The following is a 16,940-nucleotide window of genomic DNA, read 5'->3' on the forward strand; positions in this document are numbered from 1 at the left end:
ACCGGACGGCAGGGCCCTCGGATCACGAGAGCCCTGCCGTCGTCGCGCAGGCCGACCGTCCGGGCCGGGCAGGTCAGCCGGCGGAGCCGGAGATCGCCAGCTGGACCAGACGGATGATCACCAGGATGGTGGAGAGCAGCAGGTAGGAGCGCAGGACGCCCATGCCGATGCGGTGGCCGGTGGAGAAGACCGGGCGGGTGAGGGTGTCGAGCGGCGGCATCCGCCAGTCGTCGCGGCCGGTGCGGTCGACGGGCTCGACCGCCTTTCCGCGCTGGAGCCAGAGCCGGGCGGCGGCGTAGAGGATGCCGAGGACGCCGGAGGCGGCGAGGATGTCGAGGATCGCGCCGGCGCTGATGTTCGGGTAGATCACCGAGGCGGTGAGGATCAGCGAGAGCACCACCAGGATGCCGACGACCAGAGTGGTGAACGCGTTGGTGCCACGGCGGTTGGTCCAGGGGCCGAGGACCTCGCGGTCGTTGCAGAGCATGAGCAGGTAGACCGAGGCGGAGGGCAGCAGTACCCCGGCCAGGGCCTGGACGCCCATGGTCAGCAGCCCCAGCGGCGACCCCGGGATGAGCACGATCACGGCCGCCACCAGCACCAGGCCGGCGTAGACGGCGTAGAAGCCCTTGGCGCCCTCGACCCCCCGGTGCAGCGAGTGCTTGATGCCGAAGACGTCGCCGATGGCGTAGGCGGTGGAGAGCGAGACGGCGAAGGCGCCGATGATCGAGGCGTCCAGCAGCGCGATGGCGAACAGCACCCCGGCGATCTTCCCGGCGTGGGCGGCGACGCCGTGGGCCAGCCCGGACGCGTCGGTGAAGTTGCCGAAGCCGCTGGTCCCGGCGAAGGCGGCGGTGGAGATGCCCATCACCGCGGCGGCGCCGACGACCACGATGGCTATGCCGATCCAGAGGTCGGCCTTCTCGTAGTTCATGAAGCGCGGGGTGATCCGCTTGTCGATGACGTAGGACTGCTGGAAGAAGAGCTGCCAGGGCGCGACGGTGGTGCCCACGATGCCGATGACCAGCAGCATCACCGTGGCCAACTGGCCGCTGCCGCCCGGCAGGTCGGGCGTGACGAAGGAGTGCGCCATCTGCGAGCCGGCCGGGTGGATCATGAAGTAGAGCGGGATCAGCAGCAGCGAGCCGAAGCACAGGGCCATGGCTATCCGCTCGAACCGCTTGAAGGAGCCGGTGAAGGCCGAGGAGATGATGATCGCCGCCGCGAGCAGCACCGAGGGGATCTTCGGCAGCCCGAGGTAGCCGGTGGCGAGGGTGATCCCGATGAACTCGGTGACCAGCGTCAGGGCGTTGAGCAGCAGCAGGTCGATGACCGAGAAGGCGCCCCAGAACTTGCCGAAGCGGGCGAAGATCAGCCGGGCGTGGCCGACGCCGGTGACCGCGCCGAGCCGCAGCACCATCTCCTGGTTCACGTACAGCACCGGCACCAGCAGCAGCAGCGTCCACATCAGGTGGGTGCCGTAGTTCTGCCCGGCCTGGCCGTAGGTGGCGAAGGCGCCCGCGTCGTTGTCGCCGACCATCACGATCAGGCCGGGGCCGACGATCGCCAGCAGCGTCTTGATCTTGGCCGACAGGCCGCGCGGTGCGTGGTCGTCGAGGCGGATGGTGCCGAAGGCGCCGTGGATGTCGCCGAGGTGGGCCTCGTCCAGCACGGCGGAGCGGACCTGGCCGGTGGGGTTGATCGTGCCGGTGGAGCTGATGGGCGTGGTCAGGGTTGCATCGGTCATGACAGGCCTCCCGGCCCCCGGAAAGGGGGCGGTACGGGACACAGGGCAGCCATCGGTCCCCGCACACGGGCATGGGCGCATGGGCAGGAGCAGGACGCCGACGAGTCGTCACGAGGCGGATCGGGCCACGGGGGTGACGCTGTGGAGGTCGGTGTCCGGTGAGGGGTGGTTACCGGGTGCCGGATGAGAACGGGAACAGGCGAAAGAGGGGCCTATGGTGGCCCGGACTACTGCTGCCGCAGTCCATTGACTTTCGCCTCCTCCCGGCCGGGACGCCCCGAGGGCGTCAGCGGACTCGCAAGGAGCGGACCGGTCGTGCGACCGTCGAGGCCGCTCCGGTACACCCCAACTCGTCAGAGCTTTGGCACTCCACGGCGTGATCCCCGGAAGGGGAAGCCACTTGGGATCACCCCTTAGGTCGGGGAGACCTGTCCTGATCCGGAGCGTCTCTCGACGGGTGGGATCAGTGGCCTGTGTCCGTGAAGACGCCTCACCGAACGAGGTGCCAGACACACAGATATAAGTACAGCGTTAAGCATAGCCCCTGGCGCCGGGCCTCCATGCCCGGTTTCCGGGAATTTCCGGCTTCGGTAGGTGTGAACGGGGTGAGAGAGGGGGAATGCGGTACGCCCTCGCACGCGTGGTGTGCATCACAGGGCCGGCGACGGGAGGCGGTTCTGCGGCGCACCCGGGGGCGTCCGGTGGTGTGACGGATGCTGCGCCCGGGAACAGGGGGTGCAGAGGGGAGGGGGTGCCGTGCCGACTGCGCCGGTGACCGTGCTCGTCGTTCTGCTCGCACTGCTGGGGGCCGCGGCCGGGCCGCTGGTGGTGCACGTCTGCTGGCGGCTGTCCGTGCCGAGCGGCGAGCCGCACCGCAGCCACTGCCAGGACTGCGGCGCGGACTGCGGCGCTCCGCCGTCCCGTCCGCCTCGACTGCGCTGTCCGGGCTGCGGCCGGCGGCTCGGGCCGGCCGTCCCGTGGGTCTCGCTGCTGACCGCGCTCGGCTGCGCGGCGGTCGGCTGGCGGATCGGACCGCATCCGGCCCTGGCCGCCTACGTCCTGGCGGTGCCGGCCGGAGTTGTGCTGGCGGTCGTGGACGCGGGCTGGAAGCGGCTCCCCGACGTGGTCGTGCTGCCGCTCTACCCGGCCGTGGCGGCCCTGTTGGGCCTGGCGCAGCTGACCGACCCCCAGCACGGCTCGCTGGTGCGGGCGTTGGCGGCGATGACGGCCCTCGCCGGGGTCTTCTTCCTGCTGGTGCTCGCCAGCCCGGCCTCGCTCGGGCTCGGCGACGTCAAGCTGATCGGGGTGCTCGGGCTGCTGCTGGGCTGGCAGGGCTGGCGGGAGGTGCTGACCGGCACCTTCCTGGGCTTTCTGCTGGCATCCTGCGCCGCGGTGTTCCTGCTGGCCGGCCGCCGTGCCGGACGGCGGGACACGCTGCCCTTCGGGCCCTTCCTGCTGCTCGGGGCGCTGGTGGCGCTGCTGCTCTGAGGGCCGCCGGGTCACGCAGAATCGAATCTCCGCTCCCGTTGTTGCACGGGTGGTCGAATCAGGACGCGGCGCTGTTCAACGACCGTGCGACTCCCGACAGCATCGGTAACTCTCCGTACCGGGTCGTCTACAGGGTCTACGCTGTCACTTGCGAAGCCGCACCGTCCGGATCCCGGCTACGCCTGCACGGTCGCCGTATCCGCGCAGGCTGACAGCGGAGGAGCCGCAGACATGGAGAGCACCGTCAACACGAGAGTCCATGAAGAGAAGTGCCGAATCGTCAGGCCGCGCGGTGAGCTCGACCTGGCCAACGCCTCCGCCTTCGGCGGCAGCCTCGGCGGGTTGGAGGCGCCGGGCGGGGTCGGAGCGGCCGGGGGGCCGGAGCCGCGCCTGGTCGGTGTCGAGCCGCCCTGGGACGTACCGAGGGTGGTCGTCGACCTGACCGAGGTCACCTTCATGGACCTCAGTCCGCTGCGTGAGCTGCGCGTCGCCCTGGTCCGGGCCGAGCAGCACGGGGGCTGGGTCCGGCTGGTGCACAACCACCCGGGGATCGACCGGCTGCTGCACGCCACCCGGCTCGCCGAGGTGTTCCCGCGCTACGCCAGCCTCGCGGCGGCCCGCGCCGGCGAGGCCAGCCGCCACCGCCTCTGACCGCCGGTCGGTCGCACCACACGCCCCGGGATGCCCGCCGGGGTGACGTGCTCACCGTCGTGGTTGAGACCAATAGGACTAGGCCAATTTGAGCCATGCCTCTGCTGACCTGCGATTTCCGTGAACCTTAAGGAAACTTAAGTGACACGTTGCTGAATGGTGTCTTGACGCTGGGGGATGGTCCAGGCCAATTTATGCAGCAGCGGTTGTTACCGAGGAGTCGTGTGGGGTCCTCGGTCAACTGCCCCAGCAAGACCGCAGGTTCAGTGACGGATGTTGTGGTTGCGGAGGCAGAACATGATCGGAAACCCCCCACGGAACCGGGCCGGTGCGCCGGGTCGCGGTGTCCGCAAGGACTTCAGGCGAGAGCTGTTGGCCGCAGCCACGGCCGTCGTGCTCGGCATCGGCGGACTGGTGGCAGTCACCGGTTCGGCGCACGCCGCCAGCACTCAACTGCTGGTCAACCCCGGTTTCGCGGCCGGGAACCTGAGCGGCTGGACCTGTTCGCCGCTGGACACGGTGGTGACCGGCCCGGTCGCCCCCGGCTCGACCTACGCCCTCTCCGCCACCCCGGCCGGGCAGGACGACGCGCAGTGTTCGCAGACGGTCTCGGTCCTGCCGAACTCGTCCTACACCCTGAGCGGCCAGGTCGAGGGCGACTACGTCTACATCGGCGCCACCGGCACCGGCGTCACCGCGACCGACTGGACCCCGGCGGCCACCGGTTGGACCACCCTGACCACCAGCTTCACCACCGGTGCCACCACCACCTCGGTGACCGTCTACACCCACGGCTGGTACGGCGAGGGCACCTTCGGCGTGGACGCGATGTCGCTGATCGGAGCCGCCGGCGCCGGCAGCAGCCCCAGCGCGAGCACCTCGGCCAGCGCCAGTGCGAGCGCCAGCGCCAGCGCCAGTGCGAGTGCCTCGGCCAGCGCGAGTGCGTCCGCCAGTGCCTCGGCCAGTGCCAGCGCGTCGTCGAGCGCCAGCGCCAGCGCGAGTGCCAGCTCCTCCCCGAGCAGCCCGGCGAGCAACAGCTTCCGGCACCCGGTCTACCTGATGCCGCTGGAGAACTCCCCGCAGGCCATCTCCGACATCGTCGCCAACTCCGGCGAGAACCAGTTCCTGATGGCCTTCGTCCTCGACTCGGGCAACTGCACCCCGGCCTGGGACGGCGACGCGACCACCCCGGTCTCCACCGACACCACGGTCCTGGCGGACGTCAACGAGATCCGGGCCGCCGGCGGGGACGTCAGCGTCTCCTTCGGCGGCTACAACGGCACCGAGTTGGGCACCGACTGCGGCAGCTCCACCGCGCTGGCCGCCGCCTACCAGTCGGTCATCACCAAGTACAACCTCGACCGGATCGACCTGGACTGGGAGAACGGCAGCCTGGACGCCAACATGGCGGTCCGCTGGGGCGCCATCAAGCTGCTGGAGCAGGAGGACCCCAACCTCCAGGTCTCGTTGACCATCCCGATGACCACGGTCGGCCTGCCCGACAGCGGCCGGGACGAGATCCAGCAGGCGATCAACGACGGCGCCCGGATCGACCGGGTCAACATCATGGACTTCGACTTCGGCCTGGACAGCGGCACCGAGACCGCCGCCGCCGAGGGCGTGGCCACCGATGTGATCGGCCAGCTGGAGACCCTGTACGGCTGGAGCGCGGCCACCGCCTGGGCCCACCTCGGGGTGCAGCTGATGAACGGCCACACCGACCAGCCCAGTGAGCTGTTCACCCAGTCCACCTTCACCGACCTGCTCGGCTTCGTCCAGGCCAACCACGCCGCCCAGTTCTCCTACTGGGACGTCAACCGGGACCAGGCCTGCCCCACGGGTGTCGCCGAGTACTGGGCCGCCCCGAGCTGCAGCAGCGTCACCCAGAACCCGTACGACTTCACGAAGATCATCACGCAGTTCAACGGCTGATCCGCGCAGCGCGCGACCGGCACCACCCCCACAGTCCACCCGCGTCGGGTCACCGCAGGCATACCCCCACATGTCTGCCGTGCTCACACCCCGGCGCGGGTGTCGCACCACCCCCCCCCACACCACAGAGGAGCTTTGACATGTCAGAACGCTTCCTGCCCATGCGTCGAGGACCGGAGCGGAGGTTGAAGCGCAGCACCGCTCTGGCCACCGCGACCGTGCTGGTCGTCGGTTGTGCGGCGTTGGCCACGAGTGTCGTGGGCGCCAATGCCGCTGCCGTGAATCTGCTGACCAACCCCGGCTTCGAGTCGGGCAACCTGACCGGCTGGACCTGCTCGACGCTGGACACCGTGGTCGGCACTCCGGTGCACAGCGGTTCCCACGCGCTGTCGGGGGCCGCCTCCTCCGGTGACGACGCCCAGTGCACGCAGACCGTGACGGTGCTGCCGAACACGACCTACAGCCTGTCGGGCTATGTCGAGGGCGACTACGTCTACCTCGGCGCCACCGGCACCGGCGTCACCGCCAGCGCCTGGACGCCGAGCGCGGCGACCTGGCAGCAGCTCTCGACCAGTTTCACCACGGGCGCCTCGACGACCTCGGTGCAGATCTACACCCACGGCTGGTACGGCGAGGGCACCTACTACGCGGACGACCTCTCGCTGACCGGCCCCGGCGGTACCGCGAGCAGCAGTGCCAGCGCCAGCGCCAGCACCAGCCCGAGCGGCAGCGCGAGTGCGTCGGCCTCGTCCAGCCCGTCGTCCTCGACGTCCGCCAGCTCCTCGCCGAGCTCCTCTGCCTCGGCGTCGGCATCTGCGTCGGCCTCCGCCTCGGCCAGCGCGAGCGGCTCCGCCTCGCCCTCCGCCTCGGCGAGCAGCACCACCGGTACCGGCACCGGCACCGCGCCGACCGGTGACGGCCTGGTGACCACGCCCACCGGGATCACCGCCAAGGTGACCAACACCGCTGTCACCCTGAGCTGGACCGCCTCCACCGACGGCTCGCAGACCGGCGACGCACCGGCCTACTACGTCTACTCGGGCGCCAACCTGATGGCGACGTCGATGGGCACCTCGGTGACCGTCAGCTCGCTGCTGCCGAACACCACGTACACCTTCACGGTCCAGGGCTACGACAAGGACGGGCACGCCTCCGGCGAGTCCACCCCGGTGACGGCGACCACCGCCGCCGCCGCTACCGGCCCGATGAAGTCCGCGTACTTCGACCAGTGGGGCATCTACGGCAACGCCTACTACCCGAAGAACGTGGCCCAGTCGGGCGCGGCCTCGGGCCTGAAGGTCATCACCTACGCCTTCGAGAACATCGACCCCACCGCGCACACCTGCTTCGAGGCGGTCAAGGCCAGCGACTCGACCAACGAGTCCGACCCCGACGCCGGTGACGGTGCGGGCGACGCCTTCGCCGACTACCAGAAGTCGTACACCAGCGACATCAGCGTGGACGGCACCTCGGACGCCTGGTCGCAGCCGATCAAGGGCAACTTCAACCAGCTGCGCGAGCTCAAGGCGGAGTACCCCAACCTGCGGATCGTCCTCTCGATCGGCGGCTGGACCTACTCCAAGTACTTCTCCGACGCGGCCGCGACCCAGGCCTCGCGCCAGGCGTTCGTGTCCTCCTGCATCAACATGTTCATCAAGGGCAACCTGCCGACCGGCATCTCCGGTGACGCCTCCGGCGGCACCGGCTCGGCGGCGGGCCTGTTCGACGGCATCGACATCGACTGGGAGTACCCGGCGTCGGCCGACGGCCACACCGGCAACGACCACTCGGCCGCCGACACCGCCAACTACACCGCGCTGCTCGGCGAGTTCCGCTCCGAGCTGGACGCCTACGGCAACAGCATCGGCAAGCACTACCTGCTGACCGCGGCCCTGCCCAGCGGCCAGGACAAGATCGCCGACATCCAGCCGGCGGCCATCGCGCAGTACCTGGACTACGGCGACGTCATGACCTACGACATGCACGGCGGGTGGGAGACCACCGGTCCGACCGACTTCCAGGACCCGCTGCACTCCTCGCCGAACGACCCGAGCCCGGTCGTCGCGCCCGGCAACGAGCAGTACAACATCGACGAGACCATCAAGGCGTACACCACCGGCGACCCGCAGTACGGGATCACCGGCGGCTTCCCCGCCAGCAAGATAGTCCTGGGCGTGCCGTTCTACTTCCGAGGCTGGTCGGGGGTGACGGCAGGCAGCAACTACGGCCTGTACGAGCCCGCGACCGGAGCCAGCCCGGTCCAGACCTACACCCAGGAGGCGGGCATCGCCGACTGGAAGGAGCTGGTCTCCCAGGGCCTGACCACGGGTGCGACGGTCCACTGGGACCCGACCACCGACAGCTCCTGGATCTACAGCAACGGCGACTTCTACACCGGTGACACCCCGCAGGCGATCACCGCGCGCGGCGCCTACGCCACCGCCAGCGGACTGGGCGGCATCTTCGCCTACTCCTTCGAGGGTGACGACTCGTCGAGCACGCTGATCAACACCCTGGTCAGCTCGATGAAGTAGCTCGATGACGTAAGCAGCGGCGCAGGAAGCAGGGCGGCGCACCGGACCCCCGGTGCGCCGCCCTTCGCCCTGTGGGGCGGTCAGACCTTCAGGTCGCGCAGCAGCTTGGCCACATGGCCGGTCGCCTTGACGTTGTAGAGGGCGCGCTCGACCTTGCCCTCCTCGTCCACGACCACCGTGGAGCGGATCACCCCGGTCACGGTCTTCCCGTACATGCTCTTCTCGCCGAAGGCCCCGTACGCCACCAGGACCTCCTTCTCGGGGTCGGCCAGCAGGGTGACCCGCAGGCTCTCCTTCTCCCGGAACTTGCCCAGCTTCTCCGGCTTGTCCGGTGAGATTCCGATCACGTCGTAGCCGGCCTCGGCCAGCACGTCCAGGTTGTCGGTGAAGTCGCAGGCCTGCTTGGTGCAGCCGGGTGTCAGTGCCGCCGGGTAGAAGTAGACGATGACCTTGCGGCCGAGGTGGTCGGCGAGGGACACCTGCTTGCCGTCGGCATCCGGCAGGCTGAAGGCCGGGGCCGGGTCGCCGGGCTGCAGTCGCTCACTCATCTTCGATGCTCCTGGGGTCGATGGGGACGGTCGCGCACAGAGAACGTACTCCGATGGCGAGTGCCGATGCGCGTGGCGACCCGCGACCTGACAAACTGTCCAAGAGCATCAGCATGGGGCGACGGAGGGAAGGTGTCCTCGTGGGCGAGGTCAGCACGAGGGGTCGGGACGGCAAGGACGTCCGCAGCGCAGCCCAGATCGAGGAGGACATCGCCCGGACGCGGAAGCAGCTCGCGGCCACGCTGGACCAGCTGGCCGTGGCGGTGCACCCGTCGACGATCATCGATTCGATGAAGGCGCAGGCCACGGCCAAGGTCCAGCAGACGGCGGGTCAGGCCTTCACCCGGGTGAACCAGGGCGTCGAGGCGGTCAAGGCGCAGTTCACCGACGAGAAGGGCAACCTGGACCGGAAGCGGGTCGTGCCCGCTGCGGCGATCGGTGCGGCGCTGGTCGTCGGCGTGGTCCTGCTGCGCCGTCGGAAGAAGTAGCGGCCGGGCCCCGTCCGCCGGGGCAGGACCGCCGATCAGGGCAGCTGTGTCGGCGGTCCGGTGTACGGTCCTTGGGTGAACGATTCCACCGACCGGGGCTATCCCCTTGGCGAGAAGCTGCCCATCCGGATGCTGCACGACCGGGTGCTGGTGCGCTCGGACGGCCCCGAGGGGGACCGCCGGTCGACCGGCGGCATCCTGATCCCGGCCACCGCCGCGCTGAGCAAGCGCTGCGCCTGGGCCGAGGTCGTGGCCGTCGGCCAGAACGTCCGCAGCATCGAGCCCGGCGACCGAGTGCTCTACGACCCGGAGGACCGCTCCGAGGTCGAGGTGCGCGGGATCCTCTACGTCCTGCTGCGGGAGCGCGACGTCCACGCGGTGGCGGCCGAGCGGGTCGGCGACACCGGCGGCAACACCGGGCTGTACCTCTGAGCAGTGGGGCCGCGCCGCCGCGAGGACTTCCGGCGGAGGTCCGGGAGTCGCGCGCGGCGGTGGCGGCGCTCTGGGCGGTGACCCGGATCCTGCTGGTGGCCGGCTCGCTGAAGGTGGGTCCGTTCGCGGCCCCGGGCGGTCTCGACTACTCCGTCTCCGAGGTCTACCAGCCGTGGTTCGAGCTGCTGCGGACCGGGACCTTCCCGCTGCACGACGTCGCCTGGCAGTACCCGCCGGGCGCGGCGGGGCCGCTGCTGCTCCCGGCGCTGCTGCAGTTCACCGACTACGGGCACGCGTTCATCCTGGTGTGCGCGCTCTGCGACGCGCTGGTGGCCTTCCTGCTGCTGCGCGCGGGTCGGCCGAGGGCGGACGGGTCGCCGCGCAGCCTGGCCGGCTGCTGGATCTGGACGCTGGGCCTGCCGCTGCTGTGGACGACCCCGTGGAACCGCTTCGACGTGATGGTGACGGCCCTGGCGGTGGCCGCGCTGGTCGCGGCCGCCGGGAGCGGGCGCCGGGGCGCGGCCGGGCCCTGGTCCGACGCCGCGTTCGGGCTGCTGGTGGGTCTCGGCACCCTGGTCAAGGTGTGGCCGGTGCTGCTGCTGGCGGGGATCGCGCGCGGTCGTCGGGGTCGGGTCGCCCTGGTGGCGGCCGGGACGACGGTGCTGCTGGGCACCCTGCTGTTCCTGGCGACGATGCCGGGCGCACTGAGCTTCCTGACGGCGCAGCAGGACCGGGGGATCGAGTTCGAGGCGCTGCCCGCGCTGCCCTTCCAGCTGCTCCGGCACCTCGGCTGGACCGGGCACGTCGGGGTGCACGAGGGCTCGACGGAGTTCCTCGGCCCCGGGGTCGGCTCGGTGGCGCTGGTCGGCGAGTTGCTGTCGGTGGCGGCGCTCGGCTGGCTGCTGTGGTGGGCGCGGCGTTCGGACCGGGGCGCGGAGACGGTGCTGCCCGACGCCGCGTTCACGGCGGTGCTGCTCTTCGTCGCCACCAGCCGGGTGCTCAGCCCGCAGTACCTGGTGTGGCTGGTCGGGCTGGCGGCCGTCTGCCTGGTCCGTCCGGCGACCTCGCAGCGCCTCCCGGCGCTGCTGGTGCTGCTCGCCTGCCCGCTGACGATGGCGGTGTTCCCCTTCATGGGCCGGGCGCTGGTGCACGGGTCGGTCCCGGCCGCGCTGCTGTTGACCCTGCGTGACCTGCTGATCGGCGCGGCAGCGCTGCTCGCGGCCCGGCGGCTGTGGACCGCGACCCGGCCGGCCCCGGAGCGGACGGCGGCGACGGAGCTCGGGACCGACCGTCCGGCGGCCCTGGACCCCGTCGCCTGACCGTCGTCCGACCGGCGCCCGACCGTCGTCCGACCGGCGCCCGACCGTCGTCCGACCGGCGCCCGACCGTCGTCCGAGCGGCGGTCAGGGCGCGGCGCCGAGCGGGACGGCGGGGGCGGAGATGGCGGCCCCGCTGGGCTGCACTCCGTTGTCCTGACCGGGGACGTTGCCGGCCGGGGGCGAACTCGGGGTGGTCGGCGGCGGCGTGGTCCCGGCCGGGACGGAGGGCGTCGTCGAGCCGCCCTGACCCGCTGTCTGGCTGGCAACCGGCTCGGATCCGGTGGCCGGCGGGTTGCCCGAGGCGCTGCTGGACGGGGTCGCCGGGGCGGAGGTCGAGGCGCTCGACGGGGCGGCCGTGGGCGCGGCGTTGCTGCTGCTGATCTGCAGGTCGAACGGCTCGTCGGGCTGCCCGTCGAGGGCGGCCGTCATGTAGTCGGTCCAGATCTGCGCGGGGAAGGTTCCGCCGTTGACCCGGGTGACCCCGGCCGCGTCGCCGAGCGACACCCGCCCGTGGGTGGTCGGGTCCTCGGCGAACAGGCCGACCGAGGTGACCAGCTGCGGCGTGTAGCCGATGAACCAGGCGGACAGGTTGCTGTCGGTGGTCCCGGTCTTGCCGGCCGCCGGCCGCCCCAGGCCGAGCGCGACGTAGCCGGTGCCGGCCGGGGTGATGACGCCCTGCAGCACCGAGGTGACGGTGTCGGCGGTGTCGCGGCTGAAGGCGGTGGCGGCCGGGTGCGCGGGAAGCGCCTTGACCGTGCCGTCATGGCTGAGCTGCTGCACCGACCAGGGGGTGATCTGCCGGCCGTGGTTGTCGAAGGTCGCGTAGGCCCCCGCCATCTGGATGGCGTTGGGGGTTGCCACGCCCAGCGCGATCGAGGGGTCGCTCGCGCTCATGCTGGGGGTGTTCGGCGGCAGCCCGGCGGAGATGGCGGCGGTGCGGACGTTGTTCAGCCCGGCGTCGGCGGCCTCCTGCGCGTACACGCTGTTGACCGAATCCTGCATCGCGAAGCTGAGGCTGATCTCGCCGTAGCTCTTGTCGTCCTCGTTCGGCGGCGCGTAGTGCAGACCGGCCGGGAGCCCCTGGACCTCGCGTCCGCTGGTCCCGTCGTAGAGGGTGCTCGGGGTGATCGGCACGCCGTCCTGGGTGGTGGCCTGGTTCTGCAGCCCGGCGGCCAGGTCGAAGGCCTTGAAGGTCGAGCCGACCTGGATGTCGGTGCGCAGGGCGTCGTTGTACTCCTGGACGGCGTAGTCCGGACCGCCGTAGGCGGCGAGCAGCTTGCCGGTGGCCGGGTCGACCGAGCCGGCGGCGGCGCGGACGTCCTTGGCCTTCTGGGTGTTCGGCAGCAGATCGGTGAACTCGGTCCGGACGGCGGAGGCCAGCGCGTCCTGGTCTGGTTTGACGAAGGTGGTGGTGATCCGCCAGCCGCCGGCCGCGAGGGTGCCCGAGTCGACGATGTTGTTGTCGTTGAGGTAGTGGTTGGCGATGTCGATGAGGTAGCCCGCCTGGCCGCCGACGCCGATGGTGGTGCTGGGTGCCCTGGTGGCCGGGAAGGTCATGCTGTTGCGCTCGTCCTGGTCCAGCCAGCCCAGCTTGACCATGCCGTCCAGCACGTAGTTCCAGCGGGCGACGGCCTCGGCCTTGCCCTGCGCGGTGGCGGTGCCCACGTCGTAGGCGCTGGGCGCCTGGAGCAGCGCGGCCAGGTAGGCCGCCTGCGGGACGTTCAGCTGAGCGGCGTTGATCCCGTAGTACGCCTGGGCTGCGGCCTGGATGCCGTAGGCGTTGCGGCCGAAGTAGCTGGTGTTGAGGTAGCCGGCCATGATCGTGTCCTTGCTCTCGGTCTGGTCGACCTTGAGCGCGATGAAGAACTCCTTGGCCTTGCGGACCAGGTTCTGCTCCTGGGTCAGGTAGTAGTTCTTGACGTACTGCTGGGTGATGGTGGAACCGCCCTGGAGGCCCTTCCCGGTGACGGTGTACCAGCCCGCGCGGACGATGCCGGTGATGCTGACGCCCCGGTTGGTGTAGAAGGTGCGGTCCTCGGCGGAGACCGCCGCGTGCTGCATGTTGATCGAGATCTGGCTGATCGGGACCGAGACCCGGTTCACCGCGCCGGTCCGGCCCAGCTCGGTGGTGTTGTCGGCGTAGTAGTAGACATTGCTCTGCGCGGTCGCGGCTGCGTTCGGGTCGGGCACGGTGACCAGCATGTACATCGCGACGAAGGCGCCGATGCCGATCAGCAGCAGGGCGAGGACGCCGCCGAGGACCATCCGCCAGGTCGGGATCAGTCGCCGCCACCAGGGCTTGGCCTTGCGGGCGGCCCGCCGGGCCTGCTTCTTGGCCCGGCGGCGGTCCCGCCAACCGGCGCCGGGGCCGCCGCCCTCGGCCCGGTCCTCGGCGGCCAGGGCGTCCGGTGCGGGCGGCCAGCCGCCGGCGGCCGGCGGCGGCGTGGGCGGGGTGGTGGACGTGGGCGGGGTGGGCGGGGTGGAGGACGTGGGTGCGGCCGGGGCGGGACGGGCGTGGAGCCCACCGGGCGACCGGTGCCGGGAGCCGGGCCGTCCTGGCCGTGCTGCCCCTGCGGGCCTTCGGGGCTGTCGGAGTCGTCCCGGCCCCAGCCGGGGCCCCAGTCCGGTCCCTTAGGTCCTTGGCTCATCGCGCGCTGCTCCTTGGCCCACTGCGGGGCGTTGCTGACACTCTGTGACCGTCTGACGCCGTGTTGTGAGTCCGATTATGTTCCGTCAGCTCCCTCGATGCCCCATTGGTCGGCTGCAAACGGGGTGCGGCGTGGCGGTCGGAGTGGCTATCCTTCGGGAACCCACAACTTCACACGGTCCCAGCCCCTTCGCTCACCCCCCCGGGTGGCAGCGGACGGGGCCTGGTCGGCGTGCGCCCGTATCCGACGGATTTCTGCGCGCCCCAGGTCAGGACGGGCCTCAGGCCACGCCCTGGCGGGATCCGCCATGCCCTGATCCGTGCCGCTGCCTCCGCGCGGCCGACGAGAGGACGTGCCCCCGATGAGCCCGACCATGAGCCGAACCGTCGCCGAAGCCCGCCCGCCCGACCCGGAACCCCCCGATCCGGACCCCGGGCGGCGGCGCCACGAACTCCGCTCCGCCTCCAGGCTGTACACCGCCGTCGCCCGGGGCAGCTTCCGCCGCTACGCCACCTACCGCGCCGCGACCTGGGCCGGAACCTTCACCAACACCGTCTTCGGCTTCTTCATCGCCTACACCTACCGGGCCCTCTGGGAGATCCGGCCGCACCTCGGCGGCTACGACCTCAGTGCGGCCCTCACCTACGTCTGGCTCGGCCAGGCCCTGCTGATGCCGGTGGCCGCGATGGGCGGCGGCGTCCAGGACGACCTGGAGGCGCGGATCGTCTCCGGCGACATCGCGGTGGACCTCTACCGGCCGGTGGACCAGCAGGGCTGGTGGCTGGCGAGCGACCTCGGCCGGGCGGCCTACCACCTGCTGTCGCGCGGGGTGCTGCCGCTGCTGGTCGGCGGCCTCTGCTTCCATCTGCGGATGCCCTCCGGCGGCCTCGCCGAGGAGGTGCTGACCTGGTCCTGCTTCCTGCTGTCGCTGCTGCTCGGGATCACCGTCAGCTTCATGATCCGCTACATGACCGCGCTCACCGGCTTCTGGCTGTTGGACCCGCGCGGGATGCGGCAGGTCGCGCTGGTGCTCGGGATGTTCTGCTCCGGCTTCCTGCTGCCGCTGACGCTCTTCCCCTCGGGCCTGGCGACCCTCTTCCAGCGGCTGCCCTGGGCCGGGATGGTGCAGATCCCCGAGGACGTCTTCCTCCAGCGGCGGACCGGGGGCTCGCTGCTCTCCGGGCTGGCCCTGCAACTGGCCTGGGTGCTGGTGCTGGTGCTGGCCGGCCGGCTGGTGCAGCGGGCGGCGGCCGCCAAGGTGGTGGTCCAGGGTGGGTGAGCAGCCCGGCTCGCTGGTCCGCACCCTCGACGCACTGCGCGCCTACCGGCTGATCGCCGGGATGTGGCTGCGGGCCTCGATGGCCTACCGGACCTCCTTCTGGATCACGGCCGTCGGCAACGCGGTCACCTCGGCGCTGGACTTCGTGGTCATCGCCATCATGTTCCTGCACACCACCGCCCTCGGCGGCTGGACCCTGCCGCAGGTCGCCTTCCTCTACGGCACCTCCGGGCTGACCCTCGGCCTGGCCGACCTGCTGGTCGGCAGCCTGGACCAGCTCGGCCAGCGGGTCCGCGACGGCTCGGTGGACGTCGTCCTGGTCCGCCCCGCCGCCGCGCTCGCCCAGCTCGGTGCGGACCGTTTCGCGCTGCGCCGGGCCGGCCGGGTGGTCCAGTCCGGGCTGATCCTGGGCTGGGCGCTGAGCCGGCTGCCGATCGACTGGACGGCCGGACGGCTGCTGGTGCTGCTCGTCCTGGTGGTCTGCGGCACCGTCATCTTCGGCTCGGTGTTCGTGGCCGGGGCGGCGTTCCAGTTCTTCGCCACCGACGCCGCCGAGGTGCAGAACTCGGTCACCTACGGCGGCGCGACCATGCTCCAGTACCCGCCGACCATCTACGCCCGCGACCTGGTCCGGGGCGTGGTCTTCGGGGTGCCGCTGGCCTTCGTGAACTGGCTGCCCGCGCTGTACGTGCTCGGTCTGCCGGACACCCTCGGCCTGCCCGGCTGGTTCCGCTTCGCCTCGCCGCTGGTGGCCCTGGCCTTCGCCACCGCCGCCGGGCTCCTCTGGCGGGCCGCCCTCCGCTCCTACCGCAGCACCGGAAGTTGACCACCCGCCAGCGATACCTGGACAGGAGAGACATGGCCATCATCGAGGTCGAGAACGTCGCCCGCAGTTTCACCGTCCGCCGCAAGGCCGGTCGGCTGCGGCGCGAGCGCACCGAGGTCCGCGCCGTCGAGGACCTCAGCTTCAGCGTCACCGCCGGGGAGATGGTGGGCTACATCGGCCCCAACGGGGCGGGCAAGTCCACCACCATCAAGATGCTCACCGGCATCCTCGTCCCCAGCGCGGGACGGCTGCGGGTGGCCGGCGTGGACCCGCAGCGCGACCGCACCCGGCTGGCCCGCCGGATCGGCGTGGTCTTCGGCCAGCGCACCACCCTCTGGTGGGACCTGCCGCTGCGCGACTCCTACGAGCTGGCCCGCCGGATCTACCGGATCGAGGACGCCCGCTACCGGCGCAACCTCGACCGCTGCATCGAGCTGCTGGGGCTCGGCCCGCTGCTGGACGTGCCGGTCCGTCAACTCTCGCTCGGGCAGCGGATGCGCGGCGACATCGCGGCCGCGCTGCTGCACGACCCGGAGGTGCTCTACCTGGACGAGCCCACCATCGGTCTGGACGTGATCAGCAAGAACCGGGTCCGTGAGTTCCTGGCCGAGATCAACGCCGAGTCCGGGACGACGGTGCTGCTCACCACCCACGACCTGACCGACATCGAACGGCTCTGCTCGCGGGTGATGGTGATCGACCACGGCCGGGTCGTCTACGACGGCGGTCTGGACGGCCTGCACGAGGCGGGCCGGAGCGAGCGCACCCTGGTGGTCGACCTGGCGCTGCCCGCCCCGCCGATCGACGTCCCCGGGACCCGGGTGGTCAAGGTCGAAGGACCGCGCCAGTGGCTGGCCTTCCCGGCCTCGGCAAGCGCCGCCCCGCTGGTCGCCGCCGTCGCCGCGGCGCATCCGCTGGTCGACCTCTCGGTCCGCGAACCCGCCATCGAGGACGTCATCGCCCGGATGTACGCGTCCCCCGGACCGGCCCTTGCGACGGCGAGGTCCGGCCCGACCGGCTGAGGCCGGCCGCGGCCGCGGGGACCGGG

13 protein-coding genes and 1 riboswitch are annotated in these 16,940 nt (G+C 71.2%); of the genes, 10 read left to right on the forward strand and 3 right to left on the reverse strand.

What is annotated here, in order from left to right:
* Window positions 1-73 precede the first annotated feature (73 nt).
* Window positions 74-1,747, reverse strand: coding sequence for an NRAMP family divalent metal transporter (locus BS75_RS25720; RefSeq protein ID WP_081982576.1), 1,674 nt, complete (start codon window positions 1,745-1,747; stop codon window positions 74-76).
* Between the two features lie 337 nt (window positions 1,748-2,084).
* A riboswitch (M-box (ykoK) riboswitch) is annotated at window positions 2,085-2,256 on the reverse strand.
* Between the two features lie 247 nt (window positions 2,257-2,503).
* Here BS75_RS25720 and BS75_RS25725 point away from each other — a divergent pair.
* From BS75_RS25725 to BS75_RS25740, 4 genes are all read left to right on the forward strand, one after another.
* Window positions 2,504-3,235 (forward strand): prepilin peptidase, encoded by a 732-nt coding sequence (locus tag BS75_RS25725; protein ID WP_052069692.1) that lies wholly within the window; start codon window positions 2,504-2,506, stop codon window positions 3,233-3,235.
* A 231-nt stretch (window positions 3,236-3,466) separates the two neighbouring features.
* Window positions 3,467-3,886, forward strand: a complete 420-nt coding sequence (locus BS75_RS44775; RefSeq protein WP_052069693.1) for an STAS domain-containing protein — start codon at window positions 3,467-3,469, stop codon at window positions 3,884-3,886.
* Window positions 3,887-4,258: 372 nt separating this feature from the next.
* Window positions 4,259-5,818: a carbohydrate binding domain-containing protein gene (locus tag BS75_RS25735; RefSeq protein ID WP_052069694.1), complete on the forward strand. Its 1,560-nt coding sequence runs from the start codon at window positions 4,259-4,261 to the stop codon at window positions 5,816-5,818.
* Window positions 5,819-5,958: 140 nt separating this feature from the next.
* Entirely contained in the window at window positions 5,959-8,352 is a 2,394-nt protein-coding gene (locus BS75_RS25740; RefSeq protein ID WP_231607894.1) for a glycosyl hydrolase family 18 protein, read from the forward strand.
* Between the two features lie 80 nt (window positions 8,353-8,432).
* On the opposite strand, the gene bcp is transcribed toward BS75_RS25740, so the two are convergent.
* Window positions 8,433-8,900 carry a thioredoxin-dependent thiol peroxidase gene (gene bcp, locus BS75_RS25745; RefSeq protein WP_034089946.1) on the reverse strand — a complete coding sequence of 156 codons (468 nt, stop codon included), beginning with the start codon at window positions 8,898-8,900 and terminating at the stop codon, window positions 8,433-8,435.
* Between the two features lie 140 nt (window positions 8,901-9,040).
* Here bcp and BS75_RS25750 point away from each other — a divergent pair, with 140 nt between their 5' ends.
* From BS75_RS25750 to BS75_RS25760, 3 genes are all read left to right on the forward strand, one after another.
* Window positions 9,041-9,388, forward strand: a complete 348-nt coding sequence (locus BS75_RS25750) for a DUF3618 domain-containing protein (protein ID WP_042440010.1) — start codon at window positions 9,041-9,043, stop codon at window positions 9,386-9,388.
* 129 nt (window positions 9,389-9,517) lie between these two features.
* The gene (locus BS75_RS25755) at window positions 9,518-9,820 is read left to right on the forward strand and encodes a GroES family chaperonin (RefSeq protein ID WP_152646184.1); all 303 of its coding nucleotides are present in this window, start codon (window positions 9,518-9,520) and stop codon (window positions 9,818-9,820) included.
* A 59-nt stretch (window positions 9,821-9,879) separates the two neighbouring features.
* Window positions 9,880-11,139, forward strand: a complete 1,260-nt coding sequence (locus tag BS75_RS25760) for a glycosyltransferase 87 family protein (RefSeq protein ID WP_034089947.1) — start codon at window positions 9,880-9,882, stop codon at window positions 11,137-11,139.
* An 84-nt stretch (window positions 11,140-11,223) separates the two neighbouring features.
* Here the strand turns inward: BS75_RS25760 and BS75_RS51565 are convergent, their stop codons facing one another.
* On the reverse strand, window positions 11,224-13,404 hold the full coding sequence (locus BS75_RS51565; protein WP_052069695.1) for a transglycosylase domain-containing protein: 2,181 nt from the start codon (window positions 13,402-13,404) through the stop codon (window positions 11,224-11,226).
* Between the two features lie 756 nt (window positions 13,405-14,160).
* On the opposite strand from BS75_RS51565, the gene BS75_RS25770 reads away from it, so the two are divergent.
* The 3 genes from BS75_RS25770 to BS75_RS25780 all read left to right on the forward strand — a co-directional run bounded on the left by BS75_RS25770 (window position 14,161) and on the right by BS75_RS25780 (window position 16,914).
* A complete protein-coding gene (locus tag BS75_RS25770; RefSeq protein WP_081983372.1) occupies window positions 14,161-15,066 on the forward strand; it encodes an ABC transporter permease in 906 nt (301 codons plus the stop codon).
* A gap of 61 nt (window positions 15,067-15,127) precedes the next feature.
* Window positions 15,128-15,892: an ABC transporter permease gene (locus BS75_RS25775; RefSeq protein ID WP_174515083.1), complete on the forward strand. Its 765-nt coding sequence runs from the start codon at window positions 15,128-15,130 to the stop codon at window positions 15,890-15,892.
* Window positions 15,893-15,924: 32 nt separating this feature from the next.
* The gene (locus tag BS75_RS25780) at window positions 15,925-16,914 is read left to right on the forward strand and encodes an ABC transporter ATP-binding protein (protein WP_034089948.1); all 990 of its coding nucleotides are present in this window, start codon (window positions 15,925-15,927) and stop codon (window positions 16,912-16,914) included.
* Window positions 16,915-16,940 lie beyond the last annotated feature (26 nt).

This window comes from Streptacidiphilus albus JL83 (assembly GCF_000744705.1).
Taxonomy (GTDB): Bacteria; Actinomycetota; Actinomycetes; order Streptomycetales; family Streptomycetaceae; genus Streptacidiphilus; species Streptacidiphilus albus.